17 protein-coding genes are annotated in these 16,220 nt (G+C 63.1%); 11 read left to right on the top strand and 6 right to left on the bottom strand.

Features of this window, described 5'->3' with window-relative positions:
• The first annotated feature begins 20 nt into the window (after window positions 1-20).
• The 5 genes from IVB05_RS39815 to IVB05_RS39795 all read left to right on the top strand — a co-directional run bounded on the left by IVB05_RS39815 (window position 21) and on the right by IVB05_RS39795 (window position 6,555).
• Window positions 21-1,892, top strand: coding sequence for an AMP-binding protein (locus IVB05_RS39815; protein ID WP_247781533.1), 1,872 nt, complete (start codon window positions 21-23; stop codon window positions 1,890-1,892).
• A 111-nt stretch (window positions 1,893-2,003) separates the two neighbouring features.
• On the top strand, window positions 2,004-3,131 hold the full coding sequence (locus tag IVB05_RS39810; protein ID WP_247781532.1) for an acyl-CoA dehydrogenase family protein: 1,128 nt from the start codon (window positions 2,004-2,006) through the stop codon (window positions 3,129-3,131).
• A gap of 116 nt (window positions 3,132-3,247) precedes the next feature.
• On the top strand, window positions 3,248-4,495 hold the full coding sequence (locus tag IVB05_RS39805) for an acyl-CoA dehydrogenase (RefSeq protein ID WP_247781531.1): 1,248 nt from the start codon (window positions 3,248-3,250) through the stop codon (window positions 4,493-4,495).
• Window positions 4,496-4,600: 105 nt separating this feature from the next.
• The gene (locus tag IVB05_RS39800; protein WP_247781530.1) at window positions 4,601-5,845 is read left to right on the top strand and encodes an acyl-CoA dehydrogenase; all 1,245 of its coding nucleotides are present in this window, start codon (window positions 4,601-4,603) and stop codon (window positions 5,843-5,845) included.
• A 2-nt stretch (window positions 5,846-5,847) separates the two neighbouring features.
• Window positions 5,848-6,555 carry a nitroreductase gene (locus IVB05_RS39795; RefSeq protein WP_247781529.1) on the top strand — a complete coding sequence of 236 codons (708 nt, stop codon included), beginning with the start codon at window positions 5,848-5,850 and terminating at the stop codon, window positions 6,553-6,555.
• Window positions 6,556-6,638: 83 nt separating this feature from the next.
• Here the strand turns inward: IVB05_RS39795 and IVB05_RS39790 are convergent, their stop codons facing one another.
• Complete coding sequence (locus tag IVB05_RS39790) at window positions 6,639-6,785, bottom strand: hypothetical protein (protein ID WP_247781528.1); 147 nt, start codon at window positions 6,783-6,785, stop codon at window positions 6,639-6,641.
• A 322-nt stretch (window positions 6,786-7,107) separates the two neighbouring features.
• Here IVB05_RS39790 and IVB05_RS39785 point away from each other — a divergent pair, with 322 nt between their 5' ends.
• The 3 genes from IVB05_RS39785 (at window position 7,108) to IVB05_RS39775 (ending at window position 7,966) form a co-directional block, all read left to right on the top strand.
• Window positions 7,108-7,377 carry a hypothetical protein gene (locus IVB05_RS39785; RefSeq protein WP_247781527.1) on the top strand — a complete coding sequence of 90 codons (270 nt, stop codon included), beginning with the start codon at window positions 7,108-7,110 and terminating at the stop codon, window positions 7,375-7,377.
• A 13-nt stretch (window positions 7,378-7,390) separates the two neighbouring features.
• Window positions 7,391-7,597, top strand: a complete 207-nt coding sequence (locus IVB05_RS39780) for a DUF6494 family protein (protein WP_247781526.1) — start codon at window positions 7,391-7,393, stop codon at window positions 7,595-7,597.
• Between the two features lie 150 nt (window positions 7,598-7,747).
• Window positions 7,748-7,966, top strand: a complete 219-nt coding sequence (locus IVB05_RS39775) for an alkylphosphonate utilization protein (protein WP_247781525.1) — start codon at window positions 7,748-7,750, stop codon at window positions 7,964-7,966.
• Between the two features lie 207 nt (window positions 7,967-8,173).
• Here the strand turns inward: IVB05_RS39775 and IVB05_RS39770 are convergent, their stop codons facing one another.
• Window positions 8,174-8,872: a cell cycle transcriptional regulator TrcR gene (locus tag IVB05_RS39770; protein ID WP_247781524.1), complete on the bottom strand. Its 699-nt coding sequence runs from the start codon at window positions 8,870-8,872 to the stop codon at window positions 8,174-8,176.
• Between the two features lie 217 nt (window positions 8,873-9,089).
• On the opposite strand from IVB05_RS39770, the gene ispH reads away from it, so the two are divergent.
• The 3 genes from ispH to rnhA are packed head-to-tail and all read left to right on the top strand — an operon-like array spanning window position 9,090 to window position 11,505.
• Window positions 9,090-10,058 carry a 4-hydroxy-3-methylbut-2-enyl diphosphate reductase gene (gene ispH / locus IVB05_RS39765; protein ID WP_247781523.1) on the top strand — a complete coding sequence of 323 codons (969 nt, stop codon included), beginning with the start codon at window positions 9,090-9,092 and terminating at the stop codon, window positions 10,056-10,058.
• Between the two features lie 5 nt (window positions 10,059-10,063).
• Window positions 10,064-11,044: a homoserine kinase gene (locus IVB05_RS39760; protein ID WP_247781522.1), complete on the top strand. Its 981-nt coding sequence runs from the start codon at window positions 10,064-10,066 to the stop codon at window positions 11,042-11,044.
• A complete protein-coding gene (rnhA, locus tag IVB05_RS39755; RefSeq protein ID WP_247781521.1) occupies window positions 11,041-11,505 on the top strand; it encodes a ribonuclease HI in 465 nt (154 codons plus the stop codon). The genes IVB05_RS39760 and rnhA overlap by 4 nt, the downstream gene beginning before the upstream one ends.
• 244 nt (window positions 11,506-11,749) lie before the next feature.
• Here rnhA and IVB05_RS39750 read toward each other — a convergent pair whose 3' ends face one another.
• From IVB05_RS39750 to IVB05_RS39735, 4 genes are all read right to left on the bottom strand, one after another.
• Window positions 11,750-12,235 carry a peroxiredoxin gene (locus IVB05_RS39750; RefSeq protein ID WP_108512187.1) on the bottom strand — a complete coding sequence of 162 codons (486 nt, stop codon included), beginning with the start codon at window positions 12,233-12,235 and terminating at the stop codon, window positions 11,750-11,752.
• A 109-nt stretch (window positions 12,236-12,344) separates the two neighbouring features.
• Complete coding sequence (locus IVB05_RS39745; RefSeq protein ID WP_247781520.1) at window positions 12,345-12,896, bottom strand: DUF924 family protein; 552 nt, start codon at window positions 12,894-12,896, stop codon at window positions 12,345-12,347.
• A 22-nt stretch (window positions 12,897-12,918) separates the two neighbouring features.
• A complete protein-coding gene (locus IVB05_RS39740; RefSeq protein ID WP_247781519.1) occupies window positions 12,919-14,601 on the bottom strand; it encodes a long-chain fatty acid--CoA ligase in 1,683 nt (560 codons plus the stop codon).
• 175 nt (window positions 14,602-14,776) lie between these two features.
• Window positions 14,777-16,123, bottom strand: coding sequence for a D-alanyl-D-alanine carboxypeptidase family protein (locus tag IVB05_RS39735; protein ID WP_247787349.1), 1,347 nt, complete (start codon window positions 16,121-16,123; stop codon window positions 14,777-14,779).
• Window positions 16,124-16,220 lie beyond the last annotated feature (97 nt).

Here is a 16,220-nt window from a genome sequence, read left to right as displayed (position 1 = left end):
CGAATTCCGGGAGACGCAATATGAGTGGGAGTGCTGCCGCAGTGTTGACCAAGCCGGCCTTTCGCAAGATCGAATGGCTGGCGCGCGACATCGCGGTCGAGCGTCGTCCCGATGGCGTCATCATTCTGAAGTCCCGCATTCCGCTGCAGCCTTACGCGAAGCATATTCCGGCCTCGCTCGCGAAATGGGCAAAGCAGGCGCTCGAGCGCATCTGGCTGGCGCAACGCGGCGGCGCCGATCGGCAGTGGCGAAAGGTTTCTTACGGCGAAGCCAAGCGCATCGTCGACGGGCTGACGCAGGGCCTGCTCAATCTCGGCCTCGGCGAAGGCCGTCCCGTTGCCATCCTGTCAGGCAATTCGATCGAGCACGCGCTGATGACGCAGGCCGCGATGCAGGCGCGCTCTCCGGCAGCGCCGGTGTCGCCAGCCTATTCGCTGATGAGCCAGGATCATCTCAAGCTCAAATATCTGTTCGACCTGATCAAGCCTGCGGTCGTGATGGTGCAGGACGGGCCGACCTTCGAGAAGGCGCTGAAGGCGCTCGATCTCACCGGCGTCACCGTCGTGCATGTCCTGCGGCCCTGCGAGGGCATCAAGAGCGTGTCCTTTGCCGATCTCTCTGCAACGCCGGTGACGAAAGCGGTCGAGGACTCGATTGCGAAAATTACGCCTGATACCGTCGGCAAGCTGCTGTTCACATCGGGCTCGACCGGGATGCCGAAGGCCGTCATCAACACGCAGGAGATGATGTGCGCCAATGCGGCGATGATGATGCAGGTGCGCCCACGCGATCCCAGCGGGCCAATTGCGACCGTGCTCGATTGGATGCCGTGGAATCACACCATGGGCGGCAATGCCGCGTTCCATCCGATCCTGGTCGATGGCGGTACGCTCTATATCGATGACGGCCGGCCGGTGCCCGGCCAGCTCGAAGAGACCATCCGTAATTTGCGCGAAGTGTCGCCGACCTATTATGCCAACGTGCCCGCCGGTTACGCGGCGCTGGCGGCCGCCATGGAGAAGGACGATGCGCTGTGCCGCAGCTTCTTCAAGAATCTAGGCATCATGGCCTATGGCGGCGCGCGGCTGCCGGATGATCTCTACGACCGCATGCAGGCGCTGGCGGTGAAGACCACCGGCGAGCGCATCGTGTTCTATACGGGCTGGGGCTCGACCGAGACCGCGCCGACCTCGACCGGCACCTATTGGGACACCGAGCGCGTCGGCCTGATCGGCCTGCCATTCCCCGGCGTCGAACTGAAGCTGGTGCCGTGCGGCTCGAAATACGAGCTGCGTCTGCGCGGCGTCAACGTCACGCCAGGCTATTTCGGCCAGCCCGATCTGACGAAGAAGATGTTCGACGAGGATGGTTTTTACTGCATCGGCGATGCCGGCGTATTCGTCGATGACAACGATCCGCTGCAGGGCATCATCTTCGCCGGCCGCGTGGTCGAGGATTTTAAACTCACGACCGGCACCTTCGTCCATGTCGCCTCGCTGCGCACCGACGCGATCGCGGCCGCCACGCCTGTGGTGCACGACGCGCTGGTGGCCGGGCAGGACCGGGAGTTCATCGGGCTATTGGCCTGGCCAAATCTGCACGCCTGCCGGCAGATAACAGGCAATCCCGATGCGACGTTTGAAGATGTGGTCAAGCATCCCGAGGTAATCGCCTGCCTGAAGCGTGGACTGGAAGCGCACAACGCATCCGCCACCGGCAGCAGCATGCGGATCGCGCGCGCGATGCTGATGGCCGAGCCGCCCTCGATCGACGGCAACGAACTTACCGACAAGGGCTACATCAACCAGCGCGCCGGCCTCGAGCGCCGCGCCGCGCTGGTGGAGAAGTTATATGCCGATAAGCCGGGAGACGACGTGATCATTTTGAACTGACCGTAGGATGGGTAGAGCGCAGCGAAACCCATCACTCACAACCAAACCATTGATGGGTATCGCTTCGCTCCACCCATCCTACAGAGCCACCATCAACCCGAGTAACACGCCATGAACTTCGATTTCTCCGACGAACAAAAGCAGATGCGCGATGAGGCGAGGAAGTTTCTCGCCGAAAAATGCCCGCCGAAGGCCGTGCGCGAGGTGCTCGACGGCAAGGCGCCGTATGACAAGGCGCTGTGGAAGGGTCTCGCCGAGATGGGTTTCCTCGGCGTCGCAATCCCCGAAGCGTTTGGCGGCGCGGGCGCCGGCCATCTCGAGCTTTGCGTGATTGCGGAGGAAATGGGCCGCGCGAATGCGCCGGTGCCGTTCTCCTCCACCGTCTATCTCGCCGCCGAAGCGCTGCTGCTGGCAGGCTCCGACGCGCAGAAGCAGAAGTGGCTGTCGAAGATCGCGAGCGGCGAGGCGATCGGCACGCTGGCGCTGTTCGAAGGCAAGGGCAATCCGTCGCCGAAGGCGATCAAGCTGCAGGCCTCCGGCGGTACGCTCACTGGCATGAAGAAGCCGGTGCCGGATGGCGCGATCGCCGATTTCGCGGTCGTTGCCGCGCGCACCGGCTCGACGGGGCGCGATTCCGATATCTCGCTGTTCCTGGTCGACCTGAAGGCCGGCGGCGTGGAAGTAAAGTCGCTGACCAATGTCGATCCCACACGCGGCCAGGCCGAACTCACCTTCAAGAACGCCAAGGCCGAGCCGCTGGGAGCAGCCGGTGACGGCTGGAGCATTTTGACCCAGGTGCTCGACCGCGCGGCCGTGCTGCTCGCGTTCGAACAGGTCGGTGGCTCCGATCGCGCGCTCGAAATGGGCCGCGACTATGCGCTCGATCGTATCGCCTTCGGTCGGCCGATCGGCTCGTTCCAGGCGGTGAAGCACATCCTCGCCGACATGTATGTCTCGGCGACGCTGGCGCGCTCGAATTGCTATTACGGTGCCTGGGCGCTCTCGACCAATGCGTCGGAATTGCCAGAAGCGGCTGCGGCTGCGCGGATCAGCGCGACGCAGGCGTTCCAGCACTGCTCCAAGAATAACATCCAGGTTCATGGCGGCATGGGCTTCACCTGGGAGTTCGACTGCCACATGTACTACCGCCGCGCCAACACGACCGCGCTGACGCTCGGCAGCCTGTCGTACTGGGAAGATCAATTGATCGACCGCATGCGCAAGAAGAACGCGGCGTAAGTTTGTGAGAACCGTAGGATGGGTAGAGCGCAGCGAAACCCATCAAACCGCAGGCTGAGGACGATGGGTTTCGCTTCGCTCTACCCATCCCTACGAAGCCGCCGAGGATTGAAAACATGAACTTCGACGATACCCCGCAGGAAGCCGCGTTCCGCGCTGAAGCCAAGGCATGGATATCAGCCAACGCGCCGAAGCAGTACGAGGAAGAGCTTCGCAAATCCTCGCTCGGCCGAACCGCGCTCAAGGGCGCCAACATTCTCGAGGTCGCAAAGGCCTGGCAGAAGAAGAAGGCCGATGCCGGCTGGGCCTGCCTGCATTGGCCAAAAGAATATGGCGGCCGCGGCTCATCGCCGATTGAGCGCGTGATCTGGCAGCAGGAAGAGGGGCCGTTCGGCAAACTTAGCGGCATGTTCATCATCGGTCACGGCATGTGCGGGCCGACCATGATGGCGTTCGCGGGCGAGGAGCAGAAGCGGAAGTACCTGCCGCCGCTGGCCTCGGGCGAAAAGGTCTGGTGTCAGTTGTTCTCCGAACCCGCTGGGGGTTCCGACGTCGCAGGCTTGCGCACCCGCGCCGAGAAGAGCGGCGACGACTGGGTCATCAACGGCCAGAAGATCTGGACCTCGGGCGCGCATTACTCCGACTACGGTATCCTGCTCACTCGTACCGATCCGAACGTCGCCAAGCACAAGGGCCTCACCATGTTCTTCCTGGACATGAAGAGCCCGGGCGTCGAGGTGCGGCCGATCAAGCAGGCCAGCGGGCAATCCGATTTCAACGAGGTCTACTTCACCGACGTCAAGATCCCGGACTCGCAGCGGCTGGGCGCCGTCAATGACGGCTGGAACGTGTCGCTGACCACGCTGATGAACGAGCGCATGTCGATCGGCGCGGGCGTGTCGACCGGCTTCCCGGAACTGTTCGACTTCTGCAATAGCCTGATGCTGGAAGATGGACCCGCGATCGAAGACCGCAGCGTTCGCTCGAAGCTAGCGACCTACGCGGTGAAGGCCAGCGGCCTCCGATACACCAGCATGCGCGCGATCTCGGCGCTGTCGAAAGGCGAGCGTCCCGGTCCGGAGAACTCCATCGGCAAGTTGGTCGCGGGATCGATGGTCCAGGAAGTCGCGATGTACGCGCTCGACCTGCAGGGCGCCGCCGGCGTGCTGAGCGGGCCTGAAGACGCCGAGGTCGCCGGCAAATTCCAGGCGATGCTGCTGCGTGCGCCGGGCACCCGCGTCGAGGGCGGCACCGACGAGATCATGCGCAACATCATTGCCGAGCGCGTACTTGGCCTGCCCGGTGACATCAGGGTCGATAAGGACGTGCCGTTCAACGAGATCCCGACCAAGGGCCGGGCGTAAAGATTCGTAGGGTGGGCAACGCGCAAGCGTTGCCCACCGCGTCACACTCAAATGGTGGGCTCGCTTCGCTTAGCCCACCCTACGAAGAACAAAAAGGAAGCCGCCATGAACTTCGACGATACCCCGCAGGAAGCCGAATTCCGCGCTACCGCTCGCAAATGGATCGACGCCAATGCGCCGAAGCAATACGAGGCGGAGCTGTCAAAATCCTCGCTCGGCCGGATCCGGCTGGAGAAGGAAGAGATCGTCGACGTCGGCAAGGCCTGGCAGAAGAAGAAGGCTGAAGGCGGTTGGGCCTGCCTGCACTGGCCGAAGGAGTATGGCGGCCGCGGCGCGACCCCGATCGAGAAGGTGATCTGGCAGCAGGAAGAGGGCGTCTACGGCAAGCTGACGCAGCCGTTCCAGATCGGCGAAGGCATGTGCGGCCCGACGGTGATGGCGTTCGGCAGCGAGGAGCACAAGCGTCACTATCTGCCGAAGCTCGCGTCCGGCGAACATATCTGGTGCCAGCTGTTCTCCGAGCCGGCCGGCGGCTCCGACGTGGCGGGGCTTCGCACGCGCGCGGAAAAGAAGGGCGACAACTGGGTCGTCAACGGCCAGAAGATCTGGACCTCGGGCGCACATTATTCCGACTACGGCCTTCTGATCACGCGCACCGATCCCAATGTGCCCAAGCACAAGGGCCTGACGATGTTCTTCCTCGACATGAAGAGCAAGGGCGTCGAGGTGCGGCCGATCAAGCAGGCCAACGGCATGCAGGAATTCAACGAGGTCTACTTCACCGACGTCGTGATTCCCGATCACCAGCGTCTCGGCGCGGTCGGCGACGGCTGGAACGTGTCGCTGACCACGCTGATGAACGAGCGCATGTCGATCGGTTCGCGGCTTGCGACTGGTTTCCCCGAAATGTTCGAGTTCTGCTCGAGCCTGATGACCGATGACGGCCTCGCGATCGACGATCCCGCGACGCGCTCGAAGCTTGCGAGCTGGGCGGTGAAGGCGAGCGGGCTGAAATACACCAGCTACCGCGCCATCTCCTCGCTGTCGAAGGGCGAGCGGCCGGGGCCCGAAAACTCCATCGGCAAGCTGGTCTCGGGCACGATGCTGCAGGATATCGCCACCTATGCGATGGATCTGCAGGGCACAGCCGGCGCGCTGACCGGCGCTGACGAGCAAGAGGCGAGCGGCCAGTTCCAGCAGATGCTGCTCTCGTCACCCTCGATGCGTATCGCCGGCGGCACCGACGAAATCCTGCGCAACATCATCGCCGAGCGCGTGCTGGGCCTGCCCGGCGATATCCGCGTCGACAAGGACGTGCCGTTCAACAAGATCCTGACCAAGGGGCGCTGACCATGGACGCGGCAGCAAAGGCGCGTTACGAGACGGAAGATCGCATCGGCGTGCTCGAGGAGCTCTTGAACGAGCGCTATTCCGTGCGCGCGTTCCTGCCGCAGGAGGTGCCGCGCACGACCATCGAGCACATTCTCGAGGTGGCGCAGCGCACGGCATCCTGGTGCAACAGCCAGCCATGGCAGGTGCTGATCGCGAGTGGTGAAGCCAAGGAGCGTTTTCGCAAGGCGATCTATGCCGAGGCGGCCTCCGGCGCCAAGGACGACCATGATTTCACGCCGCCGCGCGAATATCTCGGCGTCTATCTCGACCGCCGCCGCGAGAGCGGTTTTCAGCTCTACAACACGCTCGGCATCGCACGCGGCGACAAGATGGCGTATGCGAAGCAGGCACTGGAGAATTACAATTTCTTCGGTGCGCCGCACGTCGCGATTATCCACACCGACGAGCCACTCGGCATCTATGGCGCGGTCGATTGCGGCGCCTATGTCGGCATTTTCATGCTGGCGGCGCAGGCGCTCGGCCTCGGCACCATTCCGCAGGCCGCGCTGGCGCGGCATTCCGGGTTGATCCGGCGGCACTTCAAGCTGCCCGACGATCGCAAGGTGGTTTGCGGCATTTCGTTCGGCTACGCCGACCACGCCCAGAAGGTGAACAGCTACCGCACCTCGCGGGCGAGCGTTGCCGATACCGTGACGTTCATCGACTAAAAACAAAAAACGCTCCAGACCGTGGAGCGTCAGGCGAGTATTCAGCGGTACGGCTTCAATTCAGGCCGTCCGTTTATTGGCGTTTAGCAGCGCTGGCCGTTCGACAGCCGGCACTGGCCGCTGCCCGGTTGGCTCTTCGGATCGGACGCCTTCTGCGCTTGCGCGATGGAGCTGGCAGCAATCGAGCCGACGGCAAGAATGGCGAGGACAAAAGCAGCAATACGAAACATCCAGTTACCTCCAATATCAAAGAAGCACCAAAACGGTGCAAATCGAAACCTACGGAGATGGATGGCCGGGTCAATACGCTATTCTGATGCCGGATGGCTTGATCCTTCCCCGTGTCCCAAACGTCGCCGAACGCCTGGAACACAGAAGAATCAACGTCATGCGCCTCGTCTGCAGACATAAAACCGGCCAGCCGCGGGCTTGACCGGGGCATTCATCGGCTGCAAAGCAGGCTGCCATCTTTTCGATGGATTGCAGGGTCATCCCCGGTCAGGTCGGGGACAGGCGCCCGGCAATGACGAGATGAAAAACGGAAGGCCTCCAATGAAATTTGGACCCGCAAAGCACGTCATCGCGCTCCTGCTGGCAGCGCCATTGCTCACCGGTTGCCTGGAGCGCGGCCAGCCGACTATGGCCGACACCAGCGCCGACGACGACGCATTCTGCCGCGCCAACAATGTCGCCGCAGGTTCAAACGATTATGTCAATTGCCGCAAGAATCGCGACGTACAGCGCGGCAATGCCAATGCCCGCGCCGACCGTGCCCAACGCAATCTCGCCGAGCAGATGCTGAACAATCCGGTCAGGCCGTAATCAGGAGGCCATCATGAACGAAGACGTTTTCAACGCCAGCCTGCGCAAGTTTCTGAAGAAAGTCGGCATCACCTCGCAGCGCGAGATCGAAAAAGCCGTGCGCGATGCGATGGAGGCCGGCAAGCTCAAGGGCAATGAGAAGCTGCCGGCGAAGATGGTGCTGACCATCGGCGGTGTAGCGCTCTCGCATGAGATTGATGACGAGATCGAGCTGGGATAGCACCCGAGCGGGTGACTTGTCCGCCGTAGCTCAACGAGCGAAGGCGGATCCAGTATTCCAGAGAAATCAGTTTTGAATCGAGAGGCCGCGGCGTACTGGATGCCCCGCCTTCGCGGGGCATGACGCCCTTTCTTGCAGAGAAAGCATCACATGGACATCAAGGTCAGGGATTCCAACGGCGCACAGCTCGCGGAGGGCGACACCGTCACGCTGATCAAGGATTTGAAGCTGAAGGGCTCGTCCACCGTGCTCAAGCGCGGCGCCGTGATCAAGAACATCCACCTCACGGACGATCCCGACGAGATCGAAGGCCGCACCGACAAGGTCAAGGGGCTGGTGCTGCGCACGGAGTTTTTGAAGAAGGCGTGAGGGTGCTGCGTTGAGCACCGCCGTCATCACCCGCGAAGGCGGGTGATCCAGTATTCCAGAGAAATCAGTTTTGAATCGATAGGCTGCGGCGTACTGGATGCCCCGCCTTCGCGGGGCATGACGGTGATGGTTGTACTGCCATGCTCTCAAAACAAAAAACGCGGCAGGTTGCCCCGCCGCGTTCAACATCAGCCGTAGCCGATAACCTTATTCCTCGTCGTCGTCCTGCTTCTTGCCGCCGATCGTCTTCAGCTTGGCGAACACGGCGTCGACGTTGAGGTCGTCTTCCGTCTTCTCGCTCGGCTCGAATTCCGGCTCCTTCTTGGTGGTCTCGGAGGCCGGCAGCAGCGTCGCGCCGCCGTAAGCCGCAGGCACCGGCTTTTCCTTGGCCGCGCGCTGCACTTCGAAATCGAGCTCGATCTGCGAGCACAGGCCGAGCGTCACCGGGTCCATCGGGGTCAGCGTCGAGGCATTCCAGTGGGTGCGGTCGCGCACGCTCGCGATGGTGGTCTTGGTAGTGCCGACCAGACGCATGATCTGCGCGTCCTTCAATTCGGGGTGGTTGCGGACCAGCCACAGGATCGCGCTCGGCCGTTCGTGGCGACGCGACACCGGGGTGTAGCGCGGGCCCTTCTTCTTGGCGGCCGGCGGCAGGACAACCTTGCTCTCGCCGAGCTTGAGGCGGTAATTCGGGTCTTTTTCGCCCTTTTCGATCTCGTCGCGGCTCAATTGGCCGGTCGAAATCGGGTCCATGCCCTTGATGCCCTGGGCGGCGTCGCCATCGGCGATGGCACGGACCTCAAGGGGGTGCATTTTGGTGAAATCGGCCACCTGGTCGAAGGTCAGCGCGGTATTGTCAACCAGCCACACGGCAGTCGCTTTTGGCATCAGCGGTGCATTGCTCATGGCAAATCTCCTTTGTGCCTCGCCCACCTCTTTTGGAGGCGAAGCCTATGGTCATCGGTGATGACGGGAATTAGGGCGCTATATACGCCTTCCCGGGGTATTGGCGCAATGGTCTGCTAAAGTGCCTTGACAGAGCCCGAAAGCAGTCCCAAGTCCTTATACGAACTGGCCGTTCCCTGCCCGCCGGCAAGGGGTGATTCGGTCCCCGAGATAGCCCATGCCAGCGAAACCAGACCTCAGAATCGTGCTTTGTTCTCCCCGTGGCTTCTGCGCCGGGGTGGTGCGGGCCATCGATACCGTCGAGCGGGCGCTCGCCATCTATGGCGCTCCCGTCTATGTCCGTCACGAGATCGTGCACAACCGCTACGTGGTCGACAGCCTGAAGACCAAGGGCGCGATCTTCGTCGAGGAACTCGCCGAAATTCCCGACAATACCAACGCCCCGGTGGTGTTCTCTGCCCATGGGGTTCCCAAATCGGTTCCGGCCGACGCCCGCGCCCGCAATTTCTTTTCGCTGGACGCGACCTGCCCGCTGGTCACGAAAGTGCACCGCGAGGCCGCGATTCATTTCAAGCGCGGCCGCGAAATACTGCTGATCGGGCATTCCCACCACCCCGAGGTGGTCGGCACGCTTGGCCAGTTGCCGGCCGGCGCGGTGACGCTGATCGAGACCGCGGAAGACGCCAAGACGTTCACGCCGAAGGACCCGGACAACCTCGCTTTCGTGACCCAGACGACGCTGTCGATCGACGACACCGCCGAGATCGTGGCCCTCCTTAAGGAGCGTTTTCCGAACATCAACGGGCCGCACAAGGAAGACATCTGCTACGCCACCACCAATCGCCAGCTCGCGGTCAAGAAGGTGGCGCCGGTGGTCGATGCGCTGATCGTGGTCGGCGCGCCGAACTCGTCGAACTCGCAGCGCCTGCGCGAAGTCGCCGAGCGCGAGGGCTGCCCGGTCTCGGTGCTGGCGCAGCGCGCCAGCGATCTCGACTGGTCGCGCTTCGAGGGCATCAAGAGCCTCGGCATTACCGCAGGCGCATCCGCGCCGGAAGTGATCGTCGAGGAGATCATGGGCGCCTTCGCCGAGCGCTTCGAATTGCATGTGGAGACGGTGTCGGCCGCGGAGGAGAACGAGTTTTTCCCGCTGCCGCGTTCGCTGCGGCCCGAAGCTGCCGCCGAGTAGTCGCGATGGCGGTTTACACCGACGTCGCCGCCGAAGACCTCGCGGAGTTCCTGACAGGCTACGACATCGGCGAGTTGCTCTCCTACAAGGGCATCGCCGAGGGCGTCGAGAATTCCAACTTCCTGCTGCATACCAGCAAGGGCGCGTTCATCCTCACGCTCTATGAAAAGCGCGTGGCGGTGGATGACCTGCCGTATTTCCTGTCGCTGATGGCGCATCTGGCCGAGCGCGGCGTGCGTTGCCCGCAGCCGGCGAGGAATCGCAAGGGCGAGGTCTACAGCGAACTGGTCGGGCGTCCCGCGGCGATCATCAACTTCCTCGAAGGCGTGTGGCCGCGGCGGCCCAATGCCTCCCATTGCACCGGCGTCGGAGAAGCGCTCGCGAAGATGCATCTGGCGGGGCGGGATTTTCCGATGTTCCGCAAGAATCCGCTGTCGGTCGAGGGCTGGCGGCCGCTGTTCGATCTCGCAGCCCCGCGTGCCGATGGCGTCGCGCCCGGCTTGCAGGATTTCATCGCGCGTGAGCTCGATCATCTCGAAGCGTGCTGGCCGAAAGATCTGCCGCCCGGCGTCATCCATGCCGACCTGTTTCCCGACAACGTGTTCTTCCTCGGCGACAAATTGTCGGGGCTGATCGACTTCCCGTTCTCCTGCAATGACATGCTGGCCTACGACGTCGCGATCTGCCTGAACGCGTGGTGCTTCGAGGCGGATCATTCCTTCAACGTCACCAAGGCCCGCGCACTGCTCAATGCCTATGGCCGCGAGCGCCAATTGTCTGAGGCCGAGCAGGAGGCGCTGCCGCTATTGGCGCGCGGCGCGGCGCTGCGTTTCCTGCTGACGCGGCTGGTCGATTTCCTCAACGTGCCGCCGGGCGCGCTGGTCAAGCCAAAAGACCCGCTCGAATATGTCCGCAAGCTGCGCTTCCACCAGAATGTCGCGAGCGTGCGCGATTACGGCCTGACCCAGCCAGGATGCGTCGCTTGAGCGAACTGCCTCACGTGACGGTGTTCACCGACGGCGCCTGCTCGGGCAATCCCGGCCCCGGCGGCTGGGGCGCCATCCTGAGATTCGGCGACAAAGAGAAGGAACTGAAGGGCGGCGAGGCTCACACCACCAACAACCGCATGGAGCTGATGGCGGCGATCTCGGCGCTGGAAGCGCTGAAGAAGCCGTGCGTGGTCGACCTCACCACCGACAGCCAGTACGTGCGCCAGGGCATCACCGCCTGGATCCACGGCTGGAAGAAAAACGGCTGGCGGACATCAGACAAGAAGCCGGTCAAGAATGTTGAACTATGGCAGCGGCTCGATGCCGCGCTGAAACCGCATCAGGTGCGCTGGCACTGGATCAAGGGCCACGCCGGCCACGCCGAAAACGAGCGCGCCGATCAGCTGGCGCGTGAGGGCGTGGCGATGGCGCGGTTACAGGAGAGGGTGGGGAAGTAGGATTGCGCTCGTAGGGTGGGTAGAGCGCAGCGAAACCCACCATCCCGATCCACCGAACGAAGTTGATGGGTTTCGCTGCGCTCTACCCATCCTACGGGATGCCGCGATAGCCAACAGCCGTCATCACCCGCGAAGGCGGGTGATCAAGTGTTCCAGAGACATCAGTGATAGAAGCGAGAAGCCGCGGCGTACTGGATCGCCTGGTCAAGCCGGGCGATGACAGTGTCGCGCGTGGCTATTCAGCTTACAGCTGCCCCAGCAGCGTATCGCCGCCGGAAACCTCGACCTTGCCCGGCGCCGGCTCGAGGTTGAGCTTCTTCACCACGCCGTCGTCGACCAGCATCGAGTAGCGCTTGGAGCGGATGCCGAGGCCGTTGCCGGAGGCGTCGAGCTCCATGCCGATCGCCTTGGTGAAGTCGGCATTGCCGTCGGCGAGGAATACGGCTTCGTCGCGCTGGTCGGTGTCGCGCTTCCAGGCGTTCATGACGAAGGCGTCGTTGACGGAGACGATGGCGATGGTGCTCACGCCCTTGTCCTTGATGGCATAGGCGTTGAGGAAGATGCTCGGCAGGTGCATCTTGTGGCAGGTGCCGGTATAGGCGCCGGGCACCGCAAAAAGCGCCACCTTCTTGCCCTTGAAAATATCGTCGGTGGTTTTGACCTGCGGACCTTCCGCCGTCATCACGCGAAACTTGGCTTCCGGCAGCTTGTCGCCAACTTGGATCGTCATCGTCAATTCTCCCTCAATGAGCGGATAGTTTCTTAGACCGGGCAGGCGGCCGGTACAATATTCAGGCCAGGCGAAACGGCAACGGTTGAGGCCGTTCACGCTTCCGTCATCACGGCGAAAAGCCGCCTTCGTCCAGGAAGACCTGCTCCTCTGGCGTGGTCGCGCGGCCCAAAATGTGGTTGCGGTGAGGAAAGCGCCCGAAGCGGCGGATGATATCGGCGTGGCGTTCGGCCCATTTCAGGCTTTCGGTATGACCGGCCGCGCGTGACAGCTCGATGCAGCGCAACTGGTCGGCCAGATGCTCCGAATGCATGAAGGGCAGATAGAGGAATTCACGTAGAGCGCCATCGATCCGCGTGTCCACGCCGCGTTCGATGGCGCGATGCGCCACCTCGCGCGCCTCGGCGTCGCTGGCATAGGTCCTGATATCGCCGCGGAACATGTTGCGGGGAAACTGGTCGAGCACGATGACGAGCGCCAGCGCGCCGTCATCGCTTGCTTCCCATGACGATAAGTCGCCCGCCGCCGCCTTTTGCCACAGCCCGAGAAAGCGCTGGCGCACTTCTGCGTCGAACGCGTCGTTGCGCGTGTACCAGCGCTTGGGGCCGGCGTCACGCCAGAAGGCCAAAATACCGGCGGGCGTGACGGAAGCTTCAACCATCGACAGTAAGCCCGTACGCCCCTTACGCCGCGGCCTTCTTCTCGTCGCGCAGTTCGCGGCGCAGGATCTTGCCGACATTGGTCTTGGGCAGATCGGTCCTGAACTCGATCTGCTTGGGGACCTTGTAGGCGGTGAGCTGCGTGCCGCAGTACTTGATGACGTCGTCGGCGGTCAGGTTCGGGTCCTTCTTGACGATGAACGCCTTCACCGCCTCGCCCGATTTCGCGTCGGCGACGCCGATCACGGCACATTCCAGCACGCCGGCATGGCTTGCGATCACTTCCTCGATCTCGTTTGGATAGACGTTGAAGCCGGAAACCAGGATCATGTCCTTCTTGCGGTCGACGATCTTGGTGTAGCCCCGTTCGTCCATCACGCCGATGTCGCCGGTGCGGAAGAAGCCGTCCGCGGTCATCACGTTCGCGGTCTCATCCGGGCGGTTCCAGTAGCCGGCCATCACCTGCGGGCCCTTGGCGCAGATCTCGCCGGCTTCGCCGAGCGGCACTTCCTTGCCGTCGTCGTCGCGGATCGAGATGTAGGTCGAGGGGACCGGAAGGCCGATCGTACCGGAGAACTCCTCGATGTCGGCGCGATTGCAGGTCAGCGTCGGCGAGGTCTCGGACAGGCCGTAGCCCTCCGACAGTGCGCAGCCGGTGGTCTTCAGCCATTTCTCGGCCACGGGCTTTTGCGTCGCCATGCCGCCACCATTGGAGATCTTCAGTTTGGAGAAATCGAGCTTGTCGAACCCCGGTGTGTTCAACAGGCCGTTGTAGAGCGTGTTGACGGCCGGGAAAAAGCTGACTTGGTACTTCGACAACTCCTTGACGAAGCCGGCCATGTCGCGCGGGTTGGGAATCAGCAGATTGGTGCCGCCGGCGCGCACTCCCAGGAGGTAGCACGCGGTCAGTGCAAAGATGTGATAGAGCGGCAGCGCGCAGACGATGATCATCTGGTCGACAACCGGCGGCTTCTTCAGCGCCGGCTGCAGCCAGGCGTCGTTCTGCAGCACGTTGGCGAGGATGTTGCGGTGGAGCAGCGTGGCGCCCTTGGAGACGCCGGTGGTGCCGCCGGTGTACTGCAGGAAGGCGACGTCATCGAGCGTGAGCTTCGGCTTGTCGAGCTTCTTGCCGCGGCCGGCGGCGAGCGCATCATTGAACGAGACCGCGCCCGGAATCGACCAGGCCGGCACCATCTTCTTCACCTTGCGGACCACCAGATTGACGATCACGCCCTTGAAGCCAAGGAGGTCGCCCATGCTGCCGACGATCACGTGCTTGACCGCGGTCCTCGCGATCACCTGCTGCACGGTGGTGGCGAAATTCTCCAGAACGATGATCGCTTCCGCACCGGAATCCTTGAGCTGATGCTCGAGTTCGCGCGGGGTGTAGAGCGGGTTGACGTTCACCACCGCGTAGCCTGCGCGCAGCACGGCGGCGGTCGAGACCGGGTATTGCAGCACGTTCGGCATCATCAGCGCGACGCGGGCGCCCTTTTGCAGGCCCTTGCTCTGCAGATAGGCGCCGAGCGCGGCCGACATGTCGTCGAGGTCGCGGTAGCTGATCGACTTGTCCATGCAGATGAACGCCTTGCGGTCGGCGAACTTCGCAAAGCTTTCTTCCAGCAGCTCGACCAGCGATGAGTACTGAGTGACCTCGATATCGGCTGGCACGCCGGCCGGATATTGCTTGAGCCAGATCCGCTCCATGGTATTTCCCCTCTGGTTGTTTCCCTGTTTCCTGGCCGGGCACGCCTTGTTTTCGGCAGTATTGTGAATGCCGCCGCCGATGGCAAGCGGCTGCGCGCTATCGACGCATTCATCGACCTAAAATAGCGGCTCGAACGGCCGAGAAAACTGCCTTATTGCGCGGCTTCGCGGCCCGTTAACCAGCCGGCTTGGTTTCGCCTTTGGGCTTGGCGGCGGCCTTCGGCTTGGCCGGCTTCGGCGCGGGCTTGTCCCCGGCGGCGGCGGCGGCAGGCTTGGCGGCTGGCTTTCTGTCGGCCGTGGCAGCCGGCTTGGCAGCGGCCTCCGGCCTGGCGTTCGCATGCCTGACCGCCGCCGGCTTGGCGGCCGGCTTGGCGCTGGCTTCAGCCTTGGGGGCGGCGGCGGGCTTCTTCGCTGCAATCTTCGATGTCTTGCCGCGCCTTGCCGGCGTCTGCTTTTCGGTGTCCGCCGCAACGGCCGCGATCAAGGCGGGGCCGGTCTTGGTCGGCCCGGTATAGACCGGGATCGGCTCTGAGGGCGCGGCCGCCGCAGCCATCAAGTCCGAGGGCTTGGCCATCGGCGGCTGCAGTCCGGCGGTGAAGAACGTCACGGCGCTCTCGCCACCCGAAGCGCTGGCATTGGCAGCGACGACGTCCTCGTCCTCGTCGGTGGCCGGCCGCTTGCGCTTGCCGTTGCACATCTCTTCGCGCAGGTTCGGCGGCGTCGCATCGATCGGAACCAGACTGTCGACGGTGCCGAGCGCGGGCTTCAGCCAGCCCAGCCCGTTGCCGCCGAAGCCGCGCTCCAGCAATTGCGCCGCGCGAACCGCGCGCGCCTGCCCCGAGGATGCGCCGAGCACGACAGCGATCAGCCGCTTGCCGTTGCGTGTCGCGGAGGCGACCAGATTGTAGCCGGAAGCGCAGATGAAGCCGGTCTTGAAACCGTCGGCGCCCGGATAGCGTCCGATCAGCTTGTTGAAATTCTGCGTCACCCTGCGACCGTAACGGATCGAGGGAATTTGCATGAAATATTCGTATTCCGGCAGGTCGCGAATGACCGCGCGCGCCAGGATCGCGAGATCGCGCGCCGAGGTGATCTGTCCGTCTGCCGGCAGGCCGTTGGGATTGACGTAGCTCGTCTGCGTCATGCCGAGCTTTTGCGCGGTCTGGTTCATCATGCCGGAGAAGCCGTCGACCGATCCGCCGACGCCTTCGGCGAGCACCACGGCCATGTCGTTGGCCGACTTCACCATCATCATCTTCAGCGCGTTGTCGACGGTGACCTGAATGCCCGGACGAAAACCCATCTTGGACGGCGACTGCGAGGCTGCGACCGGCGACACCGTCAGCACGGTGTCGAGCGACAGACGCCCTTCCTTCACCGCCTTCAGTGTGACGTAGGCCGTCATGATCTTGGTCACCGAGGCGGGATACCAGGGCATGGTGGCGTTGTCGGCCTGCAGGACCTTGCCGGTATCGGCTTCGACGACCAGCAGCGCTTCGGCGTGCACGGCGCGCGGCGTCATGACGGCAAGCGCCGCCACGAGGAAAATCCAGTTCAACGACGAATGGCGTGGCAGCAGGCGAAGAAAATGCACTTTTCCGTTCCGGTCCTTTGAGACC

The organism is Bradyrhizobium sp. 170 (assembly GCF_023101085.1).
Classification (GTDB): domain Bacteria; phylum Pseudomonadota; class Alphaproteobacteria; order Rhizobiales; family Xanthobacteraceae; genus Bradyrhizobium.
Note: the sequence above shows the minus strand (reverse complement) of the source record. Positions and strands in the feature narration are given on the sequence as shown.

Bases quoted from the DNA above. Each gene is read 5' to 3' on its own strand.
- IVB05_RS39815 (WP_247781533.1), top strand. From the start codon at position 21: ATGAGTGGGAGTGCTGCCGCAGTGTTGACCAAGCCGGCCTTTCGCAAG.
- IVB05_RS39810 (WP_247781532.1), top strand. From the start codon at position 2,004: ATGAACTTCGATTTCTCCGACGAACAAAAGCAGATGCGCGATGAGGCG.
- IVB05_RS39805 (WP_247781531.1), top strand. From the start codon at position 3,248: ATGAACTTCGACGATACCCCGCAGGAAGCCGCGTTCCGCGCTGAAGCC.
- IVB05_RS39800 (WP_247781530.1), top strand. From the start codon at position 4,601: ATGAACTTCGACGATACCCCGCAGGAAGCCGAATTCCGCGCTACCGCT.
- IVB05_RS39795 (WP_247781529.1), top strand. From the start codon at position 5,848: ATGGACGCGGCAGCAAAGGCGCGTTACGAGACGGAAGATCGCATCGGC.
- IVB05_RS39790 (WP_247781528.1), bottom strand. From the start codon at position 6,785: ATGTTTCGTATTGCTGCTTTTGTCCTCGCCATTCTTGCCGTCGGCTCG.
- IVB05_RS39785 (WP_247781527.1), top strand. From the start codon at position 7,108: ATGAAATTTGGACCCGCAAAGCACGTCATCGCGCTCCTGCTGGCAGCG.
- IVB05_RS39780 (WP_247781526.1), top strand. From the start codon at position 7,391: ATGAACGAAGACGTTTTCAACGCCAGCCTGCGCAAGTTTCTGAAGAAA.
- IVB05_RS39775 (WP_247781525.1), top strand. From the start codon at position 7,748: ATGGACATCAAGGTCAGGGATTCCAACGGCGCACAGCTCGCGGAGGGC.
- IVB05_RS39770 (WP_247781524.1), bottom strand. From the start codon at position 8,872: ATGAGCAATGCACCGCTGATGCCAAAAGCGACTGCCGTGTGGCTGGTT.
- ispH (WP_247781523.1), top strand. From the start codon at position 9,090: ATGCCAGCGAAACCAGACCTCAGAATCGTGCTTTGTTCTCCCCGTGGC.
- IVB05_RS39760 (WP_247781522.1), top strand. From the start codon at position 10,064: ATGGCGGTTTACACCGACGTCGCCGCCGAAGACCTCGCGGAGTTCCTG.
- IVB05_RS39750 (WP_108512187.1), bottom strand. From the start codon at position 12,235: ATGACGATCCAAGTTGGCGACAAGCTGCCGGAAGCCAAGTTTCGCGTG.
- IVB05_RS39745 (WP_247781520.1), bottom strand. From the start codon at position 12,896: ATGGTTGAAGCTTCCGTCACGCCCGCCGGTATTTTGGCCTTCTGGCGT.
- IVB05_RS39740 (WP_247781519.1), bottom strand. From the start codon at position 14,601: ATGGAGCGGATCTGGCTCAAGCAATATCCGGCCGGCGTGCCAGCCGAT.
- IVB05_RS39735 (WP_247787349.1), bottom strand. From the start codon at position 16,123: ATGACGCCGCGCGCCGTGCACGCCGAAGCGCTGCTGGTCGTCGAAGCC.